Annotated in this window: 12 protein-coding genes; 1 reads left to right on the top strand and 11 read right to left on the bottom strand. The window is 50.1% G+C overall.

The features are described 5' to 3' along the window. Positions 1 to 12: 12 nt before the first annotated feature. The gene (locus ACJ8W9_RS05035; protein WP_411358789.1) at positions 13 to 348 is read left to right on the top strand and encodes a helix-turn-helix domain-containing protein; all 336 of its coding nucleotides are present in this window, start codon (positions 13 to 15) and stop codon (positions 346 to 348) included. A gap of 13 nt (positions 349 to 361) precedes the next feature. Here the strand turns inward: ACJ8W9_RS05035 and greA are convergent, their stop codons facing one another. From greA to ACJ8W9_RS05090, 11 genes are all read right to left on the bottom strand, one after another. Beyond that, complete coding sequence (gene greA, locus ACJ8W9_RS05040; RefSeq protein ID WP_034732601.1) at positions 362 to 838, bottom strand: transcription elongation factor GreA; 477 nt, start codon at positions 836 to 838, stop codon at positions 362 to 364. Next, positions 835 to 4,062, bottom strand: a complete 3,228-nt coding sequence (gene carB, locus ACJ8W9_RS05045; protein WP_411358790.1) for a carbamoyl-phosphate synthase large subunit — start codon at positions 4,060 to 4,062, stop codon at positions 835 to 837. The genes greA and carB overlap by 4 nt, the downstream gene beginning before the upstream one ends. A 30-nt stretch (positions 4,063 to 4,092) precedes the next feature. After that, positions 4,093 to 5,250, bottom strand: a complete 1,158-nt coding sequence (carA, locus tag ACJ8W9_RS05050; RefSeq protein ID WP_411358791.1) for a glutamine-hydrolyzing carbamoyl-phosphate synthase small subunit — start codon at positions 5,248 to 5,250, stop codon at positions 4,093 to 4,095. Between the two features lie 152 nt (positions 5,251 to 5,402). Next, positions 5,403 to 6,206: a 4-hydroxy-tetrahydrodipicolinate reductase gene (gene dapB, locus ACJ8W9_RS05055; protein WP_411360563.1), complete on the bottom strand. Its 804-nt coding sequence runs from the start codon at positions 6,204 to 6,206 to the stop codon at positions 5,403 to 5,405. Then, complete coding sequence (locus ACJ8W9_RS05060; RefSeq protein WP_411358793.1) at positions 6,203 to 7,426, bottom strand: dicarboxylate/amino acid:cation symporter; 1,224 nt, start codon at positions 7,424 to 7,426, stop codon at positions 6,203 to 6,205. The genes dapB and ACJ8W9_RS05060 overlap by 4 nt, the downstream gene beginning before the upstream one ends. Before the next feature lie 188 nt (positions 7,427 to 7,614). Then, positions 7,615 to 8,415 (bottom strand): M48 family metallopeptidase, encoded by an 801-nt coding sequence (locus ACJ8W9_RS05065; RefSeq protein ID WP_411360564.1) that lies wholly within the window; start codon positions 8,413 to 8,415, stop codon positions 7,615 to 7,617. Between the two features lie 19 nt (positions 8,416 to 8,434). Continuing rightward, positions 8,435 to 9,577 (bottom strand): molecular chaperone DnaJ, encoded by a 1,143-nt coding sequence (gene dnaJ, locus ACJ8W9_RS05070; protein WP_411358795.1) that lies wholly within the window; start codon positions 9,575 to 9,577, stop codon positions 8,435 to 8,437. Between the two features lie 110 nt (positions 9,578 to 9,687). Beyond that, complete coding sequence (gene dnaK, locus ACJ8W9_RS05075; RefSeq protein ID WP_411358796.1) at positions 9,688 to 11,607, bottom strand: molecular chaperone DnaK; 1,920 nt, start codon at positions 11,605 to 11,607, stop codon at positions 9,688 to 9,690. Positions 11,608 to 11,784: 177 nt separating this feature from the next. After that, positions 11,785 to 13,413: a tryptophan halogenase family protein gene (locus ACJ8W9_RS05080; RefSeq protein ID WP_411358797.1), complete on the bottom strand. Its 1,629-nt coding sequence runs from the start codon at positions 13,411 to 13,413 to the stop codon at positions 11,785 to 11,787. Beyond that, positions 13,400 to 14,200: a hypothetical protein gene (locus ACJ8W9_RS05085; RefSeq protein ID WP_411360565.1), complete on the bottom strand. Its 801-nt coding sequence runs from the start codon at positions 14,198 to 14,200 to the stop codon at positions 13,400 to 13,402. Before ACJ8W9_RS05085 ends, ACJ8W9_RS05080 begins: the two co-directional genes overlap by 14 nt. Before the next feature lie 100 nt (positions 14,201 to 14,300). Continuing rightward, on the bottom strand, positions 14,301 to 17,243 hold the full coding sequence (locus tag ACJ8W9_RS05090) for a TonB-dependent receptor domain-containing protein (protein WP_411358799.1): 2,943 nt from the start codon (positions 17,241 to 17,243) through the stop codon (positions 14,301 to 14,303). Between the last annotated feature and the right edge of the window lie 230 nt (positions 17,244 to 17,473).

A 17,473-nucleotide genomic window follows, 5' to 3' on the forward strand; every position in this document is an offset into this window, starting at 1 on the left:
GAGTTCATTTGAATGCACAGTGAACTCAAAAAGAGTTCACAAGCAAATATATTCAACCACAGCCGAACCACAATGGATAGTCAAAAAATTAAAATGGAATTAGCGCAGCGCGGTTTTGATTTTTCAATGCTGGCAAACGCACTGGGTAAAAGCCCTTCTTTGGTCTCCAAAGTTGCAGCAAGAAAGGCTCGTTCACGAGTTGTTGCGGAAGCAATTGCGAAGGCGTTGGAGCTACCTGTTGCCGATGTGTTCCCAGATATTGAAAGCTACCGAGTGCCGGCGCCACATACGCCCAATCGGAAACGAAAAGAGCGCGAATTGCTCGCGCTCTTGAAAGAAGAAAAGTAAGTAATGGTGAACGTTAGATATACTCGACGTTCACCACTTCATATTCAACTTCACCACTTGGCGTATTAACGCGCGCCACGTCATCAACTTGCTTGCCAATGAGTGCGCGCGCAATAGGTGAGTTCACAGAAATCAGGTTCTGTTTGATATCTGCTTCGTCATCGCCAACGATACGATAACGCACTTCTTTTTCGGTTGACGTGTTATAAAGCGTCACTGTTGCACCGAAGATCACCTTGCCTTGGTTGGGTACCTTGGTCACATCGATGATTTGTGCATTTGATAATTTCGCTTCAATTTCCTGAATCCGCCCTTCGCAAAAACCTTGCTGTTCGCGTGCAGCGTGATACTCGGCGTTCTCTTTCAAGTCGCCATGCTCACGTGCATCAGCGATTGCTTGAATGATGCGCGGTCGATCTTCAGTTTTAAGACGCTTCAATTCCTCCCGCAGCATCTCGGCGCCGCGGGTCGTCATTGGAATTTGACTCATGCTGTTTGAACCCTTTTGTGTAATGACTGCAGTGAATTCACTCGCGCACGGTCATCCGCAGTATTCGCTTTAACCGTTGCGAAGGCTGCATTTAACGTGGTGGTGTAAATCACTTTATTCAAGAGCGCTTCGCGGCGAATATAGACCGAGTCTTCAATCGCCTGGCGCCCTTCTACGGTATTAATGATATAACTGTACTCGCCGTTCTTGATTGCATCAACAATATTCGGTCGGCCCTCTTGCAGTTTATTAACAACAGAGCAAGTCAAACCTTCATCGTTCAGCAGTTTGGCAGTACCACGGGTCGCCTCTAAGCTAAACCCAAGACCAATCAAACCACGCGCTAAGTCAAATAGCCGCGCTTTGTCACCATCTCGCACTGAGAGCAAGGCTTTCCCTGCTTTAGCCAAAGCTTCACCGGCTCCTAGGTTGGCTTTCGCATAAGCTTCTTCAAAGCTTTCACCAACGCCCATGACCTCGCCCGTAGAACGCATTTCTGGGCCACGAATCGGGTCTACGCCTTGGAACTTGGCAAATGGAATCACCACTTCTTTGACCGAATAGTACGGCGGAATAACTTCTTTGGTATAGCCCTGCTCTTGCAAGCTTTGCCCTACCATGACGCGCGCTGCGATCTTCGCTAACGGCACACCAGTCGCTTTTGATACGAACGGCACCGTACGCGCGGCACGAGGATTCACCTCAATCAGATAGATTTCATCGTCTTTAATCGCGAACTGTGCGTTCATCAAGCCGTTCACGTTGAGCTCAAATGCGAGTCGACGCATTTGCTCACGCAACTCGTTCTGAATGGTGTCACTCAGCGAATATGGCGGTAACGAACAGGCAGAGTCACCGGAGTGCACACCCGCTTGCTCAATGTGCTGCATGATGCCGCCAATGAGAATGTCACGACCATCACAAATAGCGTCGACATCCACCTCAATGGCGTTATCAAGGAAACGATCGAGCAGCACAGGTGCTGAATTCGATACTTTCACCGCATCGGTCAAATAGCGTAACAAATCCGTTTCGTCGTAGACGATTTCCATTGCGCGGCCACCCAGCACATAACTTGGGCGCACCACCAACGGATAACCAATCCGCTCTGCTTCACGCAGTGCTTCATCGACTTGGGTAACCGTTGAGTTCTCAGGCTGTTTTAAGCCAAGACGACGCACGGCACTTTGGAAGCGCTCACGGTCTTCTGCACGGTCGATAGCGTCAGGTGAAGTACCAATGATTGGCACCCCATTCGCTTCGAGTTCACGCGCAAGTTTCAATGGCGTTTGACCACCGTATTGCACAATCACGCCCTTCGGTTTTTCCACGCGAACGATTTCGAGTACGTCTTCCAAGGTGATCGGCTCGAAATAAAGACGATCAGAGGTGTCGTAGTCAGTAGAAACCGTTTCTGGGTTACAGTTGACCATGATGGTCTCATACCCGTCTTCACGTAATGCCAGTGCTGCGTGAACACAACAGTAGTCAAACTCGATGCCTTGGCCAATGCGGTTCGGACCACCACCAATGACCATGATCTTCTCGCGGTCTGATGGCGCAGCTTCGCACTCTTCGTCATAGGTCGAATACATGTAAGCAGTATCTGAGGCAAACTCGGCAGCACAGGTGTCAACACGCTTGTAGACTGGGACGATGCCCAAGTCGTGACGACGACGGCGAATTTCCGCTTCAGCAACATCGATCAGGTCGGCAATTCGTGCATCGGCGAAGCCTTTGCGTTTCAACAGACGCAGTACGCGTGCATCTAGCCCAGCCAAACCAAGCTTCTGCACTTCAGCCTCAAGCAAGACGATTTCTTCGATTTGAATCAAATACCACTCATCGATACGCGTAAGCTCAAATACTTCTCGAACCGTCATGCCGAGACGGAATGCATCAGCAATGTAGAAAATGCGTTCCGCACCCGGTTCTTTTAATTCGCGGACGACCTTACCGCGTGCTTCTGGATCATCTGGGCTGACCATAGGGTCAAAGCCGGCAGCGCCAATTTCGAGACCGCGAAGCGCTTTTTGTAATGACTCTTGCTGGTTACGACCAATGGCCATCACTTCGCCCACCGATTTCATTTGGGTGGTTAGGCGATCGTTACAGCCGGCAAATTTCTCGAAGTTAAAGCGTGGGATTTTGGTGACCACATAGTCAAGCGCTGGCTCAAACGATGCCGGCGTTACGCCCCCGGTGATTTCATTTTCAAGCTCATCAAGGGTGTAACCCACGGCAAGTTTTGCCGCCACTTTCGCAATTGGGAAACCAGTTGCTTTTGACGCCAGTGCAGACGAGCGCGATACGCGCGGGTTCATCTCGATTACAACCATACGGCCGGTGTCCGGATCAACCCCGAACTGCACGTTCGAGCCCCCCGTTTCAACGCCGATTTCACGCAATACCGCCATCGCTGCGTTACGCATGATTTGGTATTCTTTATCCGTCAAGGTTTGTGCTGGTGCGACGGTAATAGAGTCACCCGTGTGGATGCCCATAGCATCGAAGTTCTCGATCGCACACACAATGATACAGTTGTCATTGCGGTCACGAACAACTTCCATTTCGTACTCTTTCCAACCAATCAGTGATTCATCAATCAGCAACTCATTGGTTGGCGACAAGTCGAGTCCACGCCGGCAAATTTCTTCAAACTCTTCACGGTTGTATGCGATACCACCACCGCTGCCACCCATGGTAAATGACGGGCGAATAATACAAGGGAAACCACCGATACGTTCAAGTACCTGATAAGCTTCATCAATACTGTGGGCCACTTCAGCGTTCGGCGTTTCCAGCCCAATCGCTTTCATTGCTTTGTCAAACCGATCGCGGTCTTCCGCTTTATCGATAGCATCAGCATTGGCACCAATCATTTCAACGTTGTACTTTTCCAATACACCGTGACGATCAAGTTCAAGTGCGCAGTTCAGCGCGGTTTGTCCACCCATGGTAGGCAACACCGCATCAGGACGCTCCACTTCGATAATCTTGGCGACCACTTCCCAATGAATCGGCTCAATGTAGGTCACATCAGCCATTTCTGGATCGGTCATGATGGTCGCTGGATTCGAGTTCACAAGAATGACCTTGTAACCCTCTTCACGCAGCGCTTTACAGGCTTGTGCGCCTGAATAATCAAATTCACAGGCCTGGCCAATGACAATCGGGCCAGCGCCAAGAATGAGGATGCTTTTTATGTCGGTACGTTTTGGCATAATTCGGTTCGTCCTCCGGTTGGCTCGCGCTTACCCGCGCTGGCTCATCAGTTCAATGAAATGGTCAAACAAAGGTGCGGCATCATGTGGGCCCGGACTCGCTTCTGGGTGTCCCTGAAAGCTAAAGGCCGGCACATCGGTGCGGTGGATCCCTTGTAAGGTGCCGTCGAATAAAGACTTATGAGTGACGCGTAAGTTCTCAGGCAAGTTGTCTTCATTGACTGCAAAACCATGGTTTTGGCTGGTGATCATCACGCGCCCCGATTCAAGATCTTGCACCGGATGGTTGGCACCGTGGTGGCCAAATTTCATTTTTGCAGTTTTAGCGCCACTGGCTAAGGCCAGTAACTGATGTCCCAAACAGATACCAAAGACCGGTAGTTTGGTTTCAATAATCTCTTGAATCGCTTTGATGGCGTAATCACATGGTTCAGGATCGCCCGGACCATTCGACAAAAACACACCGTCAGGCTTCATTGCGAGCACTTCGGCCGCAGATGTTTGCGCCGGTACCAAAGTGACCTTACAGCCACGGTCAGCAAGCATACGGAGGATATTGCGCTTGCAACCATAATCGTAGGCAACAACATGGAATTTCGGCTCAGTGACTTCACTAAATCCTTTGCCTAACTGCCAGCTGGTGCTGGTCCACTCGTGCGGGGTGCGAATGGTAACTTCTTTGGCGAGATCCATGCCCTGCAGTCCTGGAAAGCCCTTCGCTAATTCTAGCGCGTGCTCGACATCGAGTTCGCCATCGACATTACCGGCCATAATGCAGCCGTTCTGCGCGCCTTTTTCACGCAAAATGCGCGTCAGTTTGCGCGTGTCAATGTCGGCGATACCGACGACGTTACGCTGCCGTAAATAATCACCCAATGATTGCTCACGACGGAAGTTACTCGCTTTTAATGCAAGGTCACGAATAATTAAACCCTTCGCCCAAACGCGATTGGATTCTTCGTCTTCGTGGGTAGTTCCGTAATTGCCAATGTGAGGATAAGTGAGGGTAACAATTTGTTCAGCGTAGGAAGGATCGGTGAGAATTTCTTGGTAACCAGTCATTGCGGTGTTAAAAACAACTTCGCCGACTGCCGTACCACCGGCCCCGATAGCCGTGCCGTGAAAAACAGTTCCATCCGCAAGCACCAAAATGGCTTTGCTCGCTGAATGGCTCGCTAGAATACTCAAGGTGAACCTCCGTACATAAAAAAACGGGTTCATCATCGATAATGACTACCCGTTGATTACCTTGCACCAGCTTAAAAGTGCGCGTTTTCAGCTTACCAACTTTGCGTTGGCAAATTGGTCGTATTCTACTGAAAAAGCGCCTTTGCGTCTAGCTAAATTTCACTGAGTAATTGACGCAGATGTTGCTCCATTTGTAAAGTATCAGCCAAGCGGTAACGCCCCGCAGCTTGTCCACTTAACCAATGTGCTGCATGCAACGCACCGCGGGCAAATACTCTGCGATCACTCACGCGATGACTGAGTTCCAAACGCTCGCCTGGCTGCGCAGCATAAACCGTGTGTTCACCAATAATATCGGCGGCTCTGAGCACAGCAAATCCAATACTCCCAGACTCCCGTAAACCATCGGCACGAACGCCAGCACTGACTTCATGCAGTCGCTGTGAGCGTCCTTTAGCTGCAGCCTCACCGAGCAATAGCGCAGTGCCTGAAGGGCCATCACGCTTAGCTGCGTGATGTGCTTCAAGAATTTCGATATCAGCATCCGGCAGACATGCACTAGTGAGAGTGACTAACTGTTCTAACAGGCAGATCCCAACACTGGTATTAGCGGCGTATAGCACTGCGATGTGTGCTGCGGCCTGATCCAACAACTGGTGTTGCTCGCTGGTGAATCCAGTCGTGCAGATCACCACAGCAGCCTGTAACCGCTGCGCCAGCTGCAAGTTGTCAATAAGCGCTGCCGGTAAACTAAAATCAATTAAAACATCAACGGCCTCGGGCTTGAGCTCACTGCCGTCGCTGTAGCGGAGACTGCTATCGACTTGCTGCCCTAGTACTTTGGAGTTCGAACTGACAATGGCGGCAACTAACTTAGCATCAGTTGCGCTGGCTAATTCATTAATCACCGCCTGTCCCATGCGCCCACTGGCGCCAATGACTGCTACTCGAATCAAGATGTTGCTTCCACTGGTTGTTGTTGTTCGCGCTCTTCGCGCCCCAGCATCACCGAAACCGCCATATCACCGGTCACGTTAGTGGCGGTGCGGATCATGTCGATAATGCGGTCGACGGCTGCGATAAAGGCAATGCCTTCAAGCGGTAAGCCTATCACATTTAACGTCACTGTCAGCATCACTAGGGCTGTGCCTGGCACTCCTGCAGTGCCCACAGATGCCAGTGTGGCGGTCGCAGTTATCAACAGATAATCGGTGAATTCCAACGGAATACCGTATAACTGAGCAATAAAGATAGACGCGATGGCCGGATAGATACCACCACAACCATCCATATTAATGGTGGCACCGAGCGGCAAGACAAAACTAGCATAGGATTTTTGCACACCGAGCTTTTCGGTGATGGCTTGATGTGCTGCCGGTATAGTGCCAAAGCTGCTGCAGGTGGTAAACGCCACGAGCTGCGCGGAAAAAACCGATTTAAAGAAGTACCAAGGAGACATGCCTGCGAGTTTCACCATAGTGCCGTAGGTCAGCAACATATGTAGCAAGCAAGCTAGATAGATAGCCCCGATAAAGGCAGCCAATGGTGCCAAGCTCGCCAAACCATAATGACCGACGACCCATGCCATCAAACCCAATACCCCAAATGGCGTCAATTCAAGCACCATTTTAGTGATGCGATACATGGTTTGCGCACCAGCTTTTAGTACACTCCCCAGCGGTCGCGCTGGCTCACCCACTTGTCGAATCGCTATACCAACCAAGGCCGCAAACACCACGATTTGCAGAATATTCCCCTCGGTGAGCGCAGCAAATGGGTTCACCGGAATCATGTTCAGAAAGACTTCGGCAGGCCCTGGCACTTGTTTTTGTTGATAATCAGCAACTGCACTCAAGTCTTGGGTGGCGGTAATGTCGAGCAAACTACCAACACTCAGACCAATAACGCTGGCAATGACCGCAGTTAATAAAAACAGGCCAACGGTTTTAGCACCTATCTTACCAATGCCTTCATCTTCACCAAATTGCAAAATGGCATTGACGATAGCGCAGAAAATCAAAGGGGCGACGAGCATTTTCAGTGCTCGAATAAACAGGTCACCAAGCGGCTTCAATGCGACCGCCACGTCGGGCACTAGCAAACCCGCCGCGACGCCCACTACAAAGGCGCCCAGCACACGTTGCCAGAATGGAATTGCAAACCAAGCCTTCAGCATAAATCCTCACTGCTGTGGAAAATATGCCTATTGTACGGGGCTTGGTCTTGCTCGGATTAGAACAAATCGCTATTAGCTATTCGCTATTCGTACGTTCGACTGCGTCTCACTGTTCGTGCGCTTTGCTGTTCGAAAAGCGAAGCGCACTAATAACGAACAGCGCAGCGGACGAATCGCGCTTTTCAAAGTTAGGTGGGTTTGGGGCAGTTGGCGCGGGGGGCATTGCGATAAGTAGCCATCGCCTCCACCGCTAATTTTTCAAGCTTGGTAATACGTGTCTCTGGTGACGGGTGCGTCGACAAAAACTCTGGCGGTTTAGCGCCGCCTTGCCGCGCCATATTGCGCCACAACTCTGCCGCTTGCCGCGGATCATAGCCCGCTGCAGCCATGTAGCGCAGACCGAGCTCATCTGATTCACTCTCATGAATGCGTGAATACGGCAAAATGTAACCGAGCTGCACGCCGACACCGAGTACGCCCATGATAAGCGCTGCCTCGTTACTATCCATTTCTTGGCCGATCAACAGACCACCAAGTTGCAAGCCTAAGCCCGCGGCAAACTGGTTCGACATCCGCTCGTTGCTGTGTTGCGCGATCACGTGCCCGATTTCATGACCGATAACCGCAGCGAGCTGATCGGGTGTTTCGGCCACATCGATGAGGCCGGTATAGACACCGATTTTGCCACCTGGCAAGGCAAACGCATTCACCATCTCGCTATCAAAAACGGTTACTTCCCAAGTCTGTTGGGCCCAAGGCTCAGGTAAAACCGCAATCAAATCGTTGCTAATGCATTGCACGTAACGATTGAGTGCGGGGTCATTAGAGACTTTCTCTTGTTCTTTTAAGGAGTTATAGCTTTGCGAGCCAAGTTGCGCCAGCTCATCACTGCTAAACAGCTGTAACTGTGAGCGCCCCGTCGGCGACTGGGTACAAGCAACCGCACCTACGACGGCCGCCGCAATCACTGCAGATTTCCAGATACGCATTACCTAACTCCTTAAATGGTTAGCCGCGAAGGTCGTCAAAAAACCGCTTCACCCCATCAAAAAAACCTTTTTCTTTCGGACGGTAGCGCGCAGCTTCTTCACCAGTCCCCATCGACTCGTCTAACTGTCGCAACAAATCTTTCTGCTTTTCTGACAAATTAACAGGCGTTTCGATCACGACTTTACAAATTAAATCTCCAACCGCGCCGCTACGCACCGATTTCACGCCTTTACCACGCAAGCGGAACAACTTGCCGGTCTGGGTTTCAGCAGGAATACGTAACTTCACTTTACCTTCGAGTGTCGGCACTTGGATTTCACCACCCAATGCCGCGTGGGTAAAGCTCAACGGTACCTCACAATATAGGTTATTACCGTCGCGTTTGAAAATAGGATGCTCACGTACATGCACCTGCACGTATAAGTCCCCTGCTGGCGCGCCCATTTCGCCAGCTTCGCCCTCGCCGTTCAGACGAATGCGGTCACCCGTATCGACGCCGGCTGGAATTTTCACTGACAAGGTTTTGGTGCGCTCAACCCGACCTTCACCATGACAGGTACGACAAGGATCTTTGATCACTTTACCGCGGCCACGACAATGGGGGCACGGCTGCTGCACGGCAAAAAAGCCTTGGCGCATTTGAATGTGACCACTGCCATGACAGTGGCTACAGGTTTCCGCGCTACTGCCAGCGCGTGCGCCAGAGCCATCGCAATCTTCACACTCAGACAGTTTTGGAATCTTCAGTTCGACTTCTTTGCCACGTACGGCTTCTTCGAGCGACAACTCGAGGTTGTAGCGTAAGTCAGCACCTCGCGCAGCTTGCGCGCGACCGCCACGACGTCCACCGCCAAAGATATCACCGAACACATCACCAAAAATATCTGCAAAGTCAGCGCCACCGGCACCACCACCGCCAAAACCACCTTGGCCTTGTTCAAACGCTGCATGCCCGTATTGGTCGTAAGCGGCGCGTTTTTGCGGATCGGTCAGCACTTCGTAGGCTGTCTTTACTTCTTTAAATTTTTGCTCAAGTTCTTTATCACCTTTGGTGCGGTCTGGGTGATACTTCATCGCCATACGTTTGTAGGCTTTCTTGATGTCGCGTTCGCTGGCATCTCTGCTTACGCCCAGCACTTCATACAAATCTGGTTTCGCCATAATCTTGCGTCTTCCACTCTTCTATTTGCTTTGTCCTGATACAAGTGCACGGAGGCCACCTGCTGGCAACCCCCGTGCGTTGTGATCACAGACACCCGGTGGGCGTAGGATTACTTCTTGTCGTCGTCTTTGACTTCTTCAAACTCAGCATCAACAACATCGTCGTCTTGCTTCGCTTGCTGGCCACCAGCCTCCGCACCGCCCGCTTGCTGTGCTTTTTGCTGTGCTGCTTCCATGAGCTTGCCAGATGCTTCAATCAACGCCTGCTGTTTGGCTTCGATAGCTTCTTTATCGTTGCTCTTCACAGCCGCTTCAAGTTCATTGATAGCCGTTTCAATTTTCTCTTTTTCGGCGCTATCCAAGCCTTCGCCCACTTCTTCTAATTGCTTACGCGTGGCATGCACGAGGCCATCAGCTTGGTTACGAACTTGCACCATCTCTTCGAACTTCCGATCTTCCTCAGCGTGTGCCTCGGCGTCACGTACCATTTTCTCGACTTCATCATCACTCAAACCAGATGAAGCTTTGATGGTGATTTTTTGCTCTTTGCCAGTATCTTTGTCTTTCGCCGATACATGCAAAATACCATCCGCATCCAAATCAAAAGTAACTTCGATTTGCGGCACACCACGTGCCGCTGGGCGAATACCCTCAAGATTGAACTGTCCTAGTGATTTGTTATCCGCAGCGCGCTTACGCTCACCCTGAATAACATGCACTGTTACCGCTGATTGGTTATCGTCAGCTGTTGAGAACACTTGCGATTGCTTAGTCGGAATCGTGGTGTTTTTCTCAATCAACTTGGTCATCACGCCGCCCATAGTTTCGATACCGAGCGACAGTGGCGTTACGTCAAGCAACAAGACGTCTTTAACGTCACCTTGCAATACGCCTGCTTGCACTGCAGCACCCACCGCAACGGCTTCGTCAGGGTTCACATCACGACGTGGCTCTTTGCCGAAGAAATCCGTCACCGCTTGCTGTACTTTTGGCATGCGCGTCTGACCACCGACCATGATGATGTCGTTGATGTCGCTCACTGACAAACCAGCATCGGCAAGTGCTTGCTTCACTGGTGCCAAAGATTTGGCAATCAGGTCTTCAACCAATGACTCCAACTTCGCACGTGTCACTTTAATCGCCAAGTGCTTAGGACCGGTGTTGTCTGCCGTAATGTACGGTAAGTTGACTTCGGTCTGTTGTGCAGATGACAACTCAATCTTGGCTTTTTCAGCAGCTTCCTTCAAACGCTGCATCGCCAACGGGTCTTTACGCAAGTCGATACCTTGGTCTTTCTGGAACTGCTCTACCAAGTAATTGATCAGGCGGTTATCAAAGTCTTCACCACCTAGGTGTGTGTCACCGTTGGTCGCAAGTACTTCGAAGGTGTGCTCACCTTCAACTTCATCGATCTCGATAATAGAGATATCGAAAGTACCACCACCTAAGTCATAGACCGCAATGGTGTTGTCGCCTTGCTTCTTGTCCATACCGTAGGCAAGTGCTGCCGCGGTTGGCTCGTTGATAATCCGTTTCACTTCTAGACCAGCGATACGGCCAGCATCTTTGGTGGCCTGACGCTGTGCATCATTAAAGTAAGCCGGCACGGTAATCACCGCTTCGGTTACTTTCTCACCGAGGAAATCTTCTGCTGTTTTCTTCATCTTCTTCAGAATTTCAGCTGAGATTTGCGGTGGCGCTTTTTTCTCGTCATTAATTTCAACCCATGCATCGCCATTGTCTGCTTTGACAATTTTGAATGGCATGATGCCGATATCACGCTGTACTTCTTCGTCCTCAAACCGACGACCGATCAAGCGCTTAATCGCAAATAAAGTTTTGTTCGGGTTGGTCACTGCCTGACGTTTCGCTGGTTGACCTACTAAGGTCTCACCATCGTCCGTAAACGCGACCACTGAAGGCGTGGTACGATCGCCTTCCGCATTTTCAATAACGCGTGCTTTACCGCCGTCTAAAACTGCTACACACGAGTTAGTGGTACCTAAGTCGATGCCAATAATTTTGCCCATGATTGTCTCCAACTCCAACATTCAAAATGAATCTATAAACCTGATATGGGGTGCGCGTTTGCGCTTTTCAATCCCTTTTTTCAGGCCGTAATCAAATGGTTGACAGTGTTATGGGGGTGTCGAAGCAGATTACAAGCGGTGGGATAAAATTTTTTAAGAAAAAGGCTGCCTGAAAGGTCAGGCAACCCATCCTGCAGGTTTGGTCGCGGTAGGATACTCAGCCATGCCCAACACGCGTTGCAACCAAAGCGCATGGGGTGGCAGCATCTGGTGTGCCATTTTTAAGCGTTGCATGATCGCCGGGTGAACTTTCGTAGGTGGCCGCTGCGTGCCGAACCATTGATCACATTCGTCGCGCAGTGCATCCATACCATACATAATGCACTCGTAACTCTCATGGTTCCACAGTCCACCGGTATCGGTCACGGGTCGCTGATCCCGTTGCGCGCCGGCTATAGCATCGGTCGGCATCTGCATAAACCATTGGTCTTGGAAATCGTGCGCACTAGGTGGTTTATGACGCCAAAACTCAAATTTTGCCTGCAAGCGCTCGGTGATGTGCTCTTTTTGCTGCACGGTACGCCAGAACTCGGTATCGGTACGCTTGGTCAAGCAATAATGCATATTGATAAAATCGAGTATTTCGAAATAGCGATTCGCCATTAAGCGATTATAACGCTCGGCGAGCACCGCTTGGTCGTCGCGCCGCCAAGGGAAGTGTTCGGCCAACAACACCGCACCTAAGTCACTTAAGTAAAGCCCCGTGGACTCCAACGGTTCGATAAAGCCGCCAGATAAACCAATCGCCACACAGTTGCCCTGCCATTGTTGTAACCGACGGCCCGCTTTAAATGGAATAAAGCGACAAGGTAAGTCTTCACAGCCTGGGCCCTGATAAGCGCGCATTTCTTTTTCTGCATCGGCTTCATTAATGAAATCGCTGCTGTGCACATAGCCAATCGAGCGTCGGCTTTGCATTGGAATATCCCAAATCCAGCCATTACTGAGCGCCGTCGCAGTGGTATAGGGGCGCACCATACCGGGATAAAAACGATCATAAGGTACATGCATAGTGACTGCGCGGTCGCACAGCAGAAACTGTTTAAAGTCTTGATAGCCAACCCCCATTTGCTGCTCGAGCAACAGGGCGCGAAACCCAGTACAGTCAACAAATAGATCAGCCTCGAGACGTTGACTTTGATCGGTAGTCACTGCCGCTATATCGCCGTTAGGGTGCTTGCTCACTTCGGCCATGTTGGCACTAATGTGGGTCACGCCGCGTGCAGTAGAGAAGTCTCGCAAGTAATCGGCAAACTTCTGCGCATTCATTTGATACGCATAATTTAAACGCGCGCCCATGCGCCACTCACCAAACATTTGCGGTGCCCGGCCCCATTCACAGATCAGAGGCTGGATCGAGCAGGTCTCCATAAACGGAATGCTGCGATCGCTTTGCAACCAGTCCCGTCCGGCATAGTCAATCGGCTGTAAGCGCATGCTACTAAAAGGGTGATGATAAAAACTATTATCCTTGTGCACCCAATTCACATACTTGATAGATTGCTTAAAAGTCGCCTCGGTGACTTTCATAAATTCGATTTCATCTACGCCAACCACAGCAAGGAGATGGCGCATTGACGGAATGGTTGCCTCGCCAACTGAAATCCGCGGCGTATCGGGTGATTCAAGTAGCGTAATTTCAACACGGGGATCTTCGCCGCGGCGATTCAGTGCGCCGTTCAAGTAAGCAGCGGTCATCCAACCGGCCGATCCGCCACCAACAATCACCAATTTAGGTTTTTGCATGACCATACCCCAAAATTTCACGTAACCCAGGAGCCGCATAATTAACCAGACGTTTTTGCTGCTCGCTCAATTGTGCAGGGATTTCAAACGCAGTATTGCTGAGGTTGTCACGGTAGGTTCCGCTTTGCTCACGATCGGAGCCGACCCGCACCCGTTCACGCCAGTCGCTTGGGAACTCACGCAACTGAAGAATACTTAGAAGCTCACGAAAATAAGCTTCTGCCTCATCGGTTTCGAGGTTTTTGACATGGTGCAGTAGCTCTTCCATGCGCACTAAGTTAACGCCCGTTCCCAGCCAAGCCACAGCATTATGGGTATAGATGTCGCTCATCGATGGCGCTTTGTCGTGAATCCCAAAAATCATCAAGTTGATAATTTCATCAAGTTTGATCTGACCACTTTTAAGGTGCTCAAGATTGCCCTGAAAATTATCCGATAAAAAGAACCGTGCGCGCGCTAACACCCAATCATAAGGGTCCCGCACGACCACAATTTGCTTTGATTTACGCAACGCCATCGCCGATTCATCCGAGAATAATAAATGTCCCCAGCTGAGTTTTGGTTGTAATGGATTGAAGGCGTGAATGTGCTGACGTAACAAAGGGATTTGAATAAATGCGTCATGATATTGCTGATTCACCGGCACAAACATACGAAAAATGTTGCGAATCAGATGGGTGCCACATTTAGGCACTGAATTCAGAAAGACCGGCACGGTAAGTACTTGTTGCTGAAATTGCGGATTCAACTCATTTAACGTATCGGGCTTCGTATGCACTCTGACCATGGGATGTTCTCATTTTAGTTGTTATAGGCCCATTGGGCACGGCGTAGATAAGAAAATGCCGGCAAAACGCCGGCATTTTGCATACCTATTTGTACCGAGTTTAGAACTGGTACGTCAAGTTCACGAACGCCCGACGGCCAAACCAATCGTACTGACTGTAGAACGCAGCAGTACCGATGGTGGTCGCGTAAACGCTTGAGACTTGTGGTGGTTCTTTGTCAAACGCATTGGCTACACCGAAGGTCAAGCTCAAATTGTCCCAGTCACGTGTTGCTGAAATTGCGTGATAGAACGTAGTTGGTGTATCCAAGTCGACAAGCACGGTTTCGCCATAGTAGCTGGTTTCAAAACCGCCGTACTCATCATGATTTGAAGCAGAACCAATCATGCGCGTGGTCCAGTTATAGCTCCAGTCGTCCATCATCATGGCCAAGCTTAAGTTGCCCACATGTTTTGGACTACCGAGCTCACCTACACGATCTTGTGGAGTACTGGTAGGTAACAACTTACGCGAAGCTTCGATTTGAATCGTGTGCTCATAACGTACGTTGAACTCAGCGAAATCAGTGCTGAACGGGTAGTTAAATTGTAAATCCACACCACGGTTGGTTTGTGATGCGATGTTCAAGTAATTACCTTCAACTTCTTCAACGCGAAGATCGGTTTCGTTACGGAAGAACTGATCACATAAAGGTTCAGTCGAGAAGTTCTCTGATGCATAACAACCACCCACGATCTGAGCGGCTGACAGCAAGGTCACTTCACCATCGATTTGAATATCGAAATAATCGACGCTCATACTGAATTCAGTGAAGTCTGGAATCCACACAAAGCCGAAAGTTTCAGCCACTGAGGTTTCAGCTTCTAACTGACCAAAACCGCCACCCGTGAAGACTGTCGCTGAAATGGCGCCGCCAGCGTAGTCACGTGGAATGCCGTCAGCTTCACAGTTCGCAGCTACAAACGGGTTGATAGAACCATCGTCAGCACCCTCGCCCCAACGAATACATGGGTCGATACTACGCTGGCCAATAAAGCTTGATTGGTCGTTCAAGAACAGCTCGTACAGTGCCGGAGAACGGAATGAGGTACCGCGTGAACCACGGATACGGAAACCTTCACCAACTAACCAGTTCACACTCGCTTTAAAGGTGGTATCGCTACCGTAGGTCGATACATCAGTCCAACGACCCGACAATGAAACATCTAGACGTTCTGCAAATGCAGCATCGCGTAGAATAGGCAACTGGAACTCACCAAAGAAGGCTTTAGTGGTTGATTTACCGCGTGTAATACCAGCTGCACTCGAACCCCATGCGTTACGCGCCAGCGTTACGTCTCCGGGAGTGTCAACGATTTCATCGCTCTGCCATTGCATACCCAATGCCATACCGATAGGTCCGGCAGGTAGGTCATAGGCTTGACCTGAAATCAATCCTTCTAGGGTTTCTTGTTTGTAGATGGTGTTACCCGTCTCTTCACCGAACAAGAAGTCCTTCATGCCTTGTGAGATATTACCAGCCAGGAACTGTGGGTCCAACCAAGGGATATCTTGACATGGAATACCACGCACCGAGAGGTCCATCCCTTCGCACGAACCGGTCAGGAAGTTTTGGTCGAAAATCGCATCTTGGTAGATGATTTTGTTCTGATACTCACCGTCGCTGTAACTGCTTTGATAGTTCACATCCCAGTTCCAGTCGCCGACCATACCTTCTAAACCGACCACAAAGCGACGGTAATCAACGGTGATCTCGCTGCCTGAATGATCAGTGATAGCAGTTGGACTCAACCATTGCGCGCCTGTCCAACCTTCAGACAAGGTATTACCCGCAAAGAAGTCCTCGTTGTAGATGTAACTCCAGAACTGACGATAACCGTTAGAGATAGTTTTCCGGCGGTTCAGCAATACCTCACCGTACAAGGTAGTGGTATCGCTCATCCAGTACTCACCTTGCAAGAATGCCGTTGCAACTTCAGTTTCCGGCGACAAGGTTTCGAGATCTTGGAATGGGTGGTCAGCATTCACCAACGCATCTGATGCTTGGTCGAATCCAACTGGATACCAGCCCTCTGGGGTGCGCATGGCGCCTGGACCATCTTGCCACTCGTTGAACGGTGTCAGGTAATTACCTAGGTCACCGTCGTAGTCATACTGAGCAAGCGTACCCGGTGGTACGAGACCAGAGTAATCATAAATCCAGACATGGCCCCAAGGTAAGTCATTACAATGGTAGCTGCCTGTGCGTGGATCGATGATATCCGCGCGGTCACCCGTACTTGGATCGATAACGTAAGGACTCGCACAAGCGAAGAAATCGCGATCGCCACGCGTCAATTCTTGAGTCTTCTGGTAGTCACCGACGATACGGAAAGAGCCGCTGTCGAAACTGCGCCCAAGTGTACCGTTGATACGTGCTGAAGCACCGCCATCATCAAATGGGTGGCTATAGTTCACGTTAAAGTTACTTTCGTCGCCATCTTTGGTGATGATGTTCACAACACCAGCGACGGCATCAGAACCGTAAAGTGAAGAAGCACCGTCTTTTAAAATTTCGACACGCTCAATCGCTGCCAACGGCATAATGTTAAGGTCAAACGCATTTACCTGCCCACGCGTACCCGCTGGACCGATACGACGACCGTTCAACAACACCAACGTACGATTCGCACCCAAACCACGTAATGACAAAGTTTCGGTACCCGTACCACCTTCTGTCACAAACGCCGTTGATGCGGCAGCGGTGATTTGGTTCGAGCCGGCGGCAACGGTTGAGGTACGCAGCAAATCACCCAAGGTGACAAGACCCTGATCAACTGCTTCGTCGGAGCTAATGATTTCTACTGGAGAGGCTTGGTCTAAGCCGTCGGTACGGATACGTGAGCCGGTAACTTGGATTTTTTCGGTCACTTCTTCCGCATTATTGTCATCGTCTTGATCACCGGTGTCTTGCGCGTGTACAGCGCCGCTCGAGGCAGCAAATACACAACCCAAGGCCAGCGCGAGACGGCTGAGTTTCAGCTCTTCTGCTAACTGGATCATAAGATGTCCTTCACTTTTTTATTGTTGTGTTGACGTCAAAACGTAGGGACAGCTTGCTCAAGGAATGAGCACCCTTCTAACAATAGTAATAAATATCGGTAGATTTACAACTACGAAAAGGTGCTTTTTTGCGCTAATTGGAGAGTCAATAGACAATAAGTTGTATAAAAAAGCGAAACAACGCAAATGCGCTGTTTCGCTTAAATTAAAAATTTTTCTGCGATAAAAGC

This window comes from Pseudidiomarina salilacus (genome assembly GCF_047323925.1).
Lineage (GTDB): Bacteria > Pseudomonadota > Gammaproteobacteria > Enterobacterales > Alteromonadaceae > Pseudidiomarina > Pseudidiomarina salilacus.

Bases quoted from the DNA above. Each gene is read 5' to 3' on its own strand.
- ACJ8W9_RS05035 (WP_411358789.1), top strand. From the start codon at position 13: ATGCACAGTGAACTCAAAAAGAGTTCACAAGCAAATATATTCAACCAC.
- greA (WP_034732601.1), bottom strand. From the start codon at position 838: ATGAGTCAAATTCCAATGACGACCCGCGGCGCCGAGATGCTGCGGGAG.
- carB (WP_411358790.1), bottom strand. From the start codon at position 4,062: ATGCCAAAACGTACCGACATAAAAAGCATCCTCATTCTTGGCGCTGGC.
- ACJ8W9_RS05060 (WP_411358793.1), bottom strand. From the start codon at position 7,426: ATGCTGAAGGCTTGGTTTGCAATTCCATTCTGGCAACGTGTGCTGGGC.
- ACJ8W9_RS05065 (WP_411360564.1), bottom strand. From the start codon at position 8,415: ATGCGTATCTGGAAATCTGCAGTGATTGCGGCGGCCGTCGTAGGTGCG.
- dnaJ (WP_411358795.1), bottom strand. From the start codon at position 9,577: ATGGCGAAACCAGATTTGTATGAAGTGCTGGGCGTAAGCAGAGATGCC.
- dnaK (WP_411358796.1), bottom strand. From the start codon at position 11,607: ATGGGCAAAATTATTGGCATCGACTTAGGTACCACTAACTCGTGTGTA.
- ACJ8W9_RS05080 (WP_411358797.1), bottom strand. From the start codon at position 13,413: ATGCAAAAACCTAAATTGGTGATTGTTGGTGGCGGATCGGCCGGTTGG.
- ACJ8W9_RS05085 (WP_411360565.1), bottom strand. From the start codon at position 14,200: ATGGTCAGAGTGCATACGAAGCCCGATACGTTAAATGAGTTGAATCCG.
- ACJ8W9_RS05090 (WP_411358799.1), bottom strand. From the start codon at position 17,243: ATGATCCAGTTAGCAGAAGAGCTGAAACTCAGCCGTCTCGCGCTGGCC.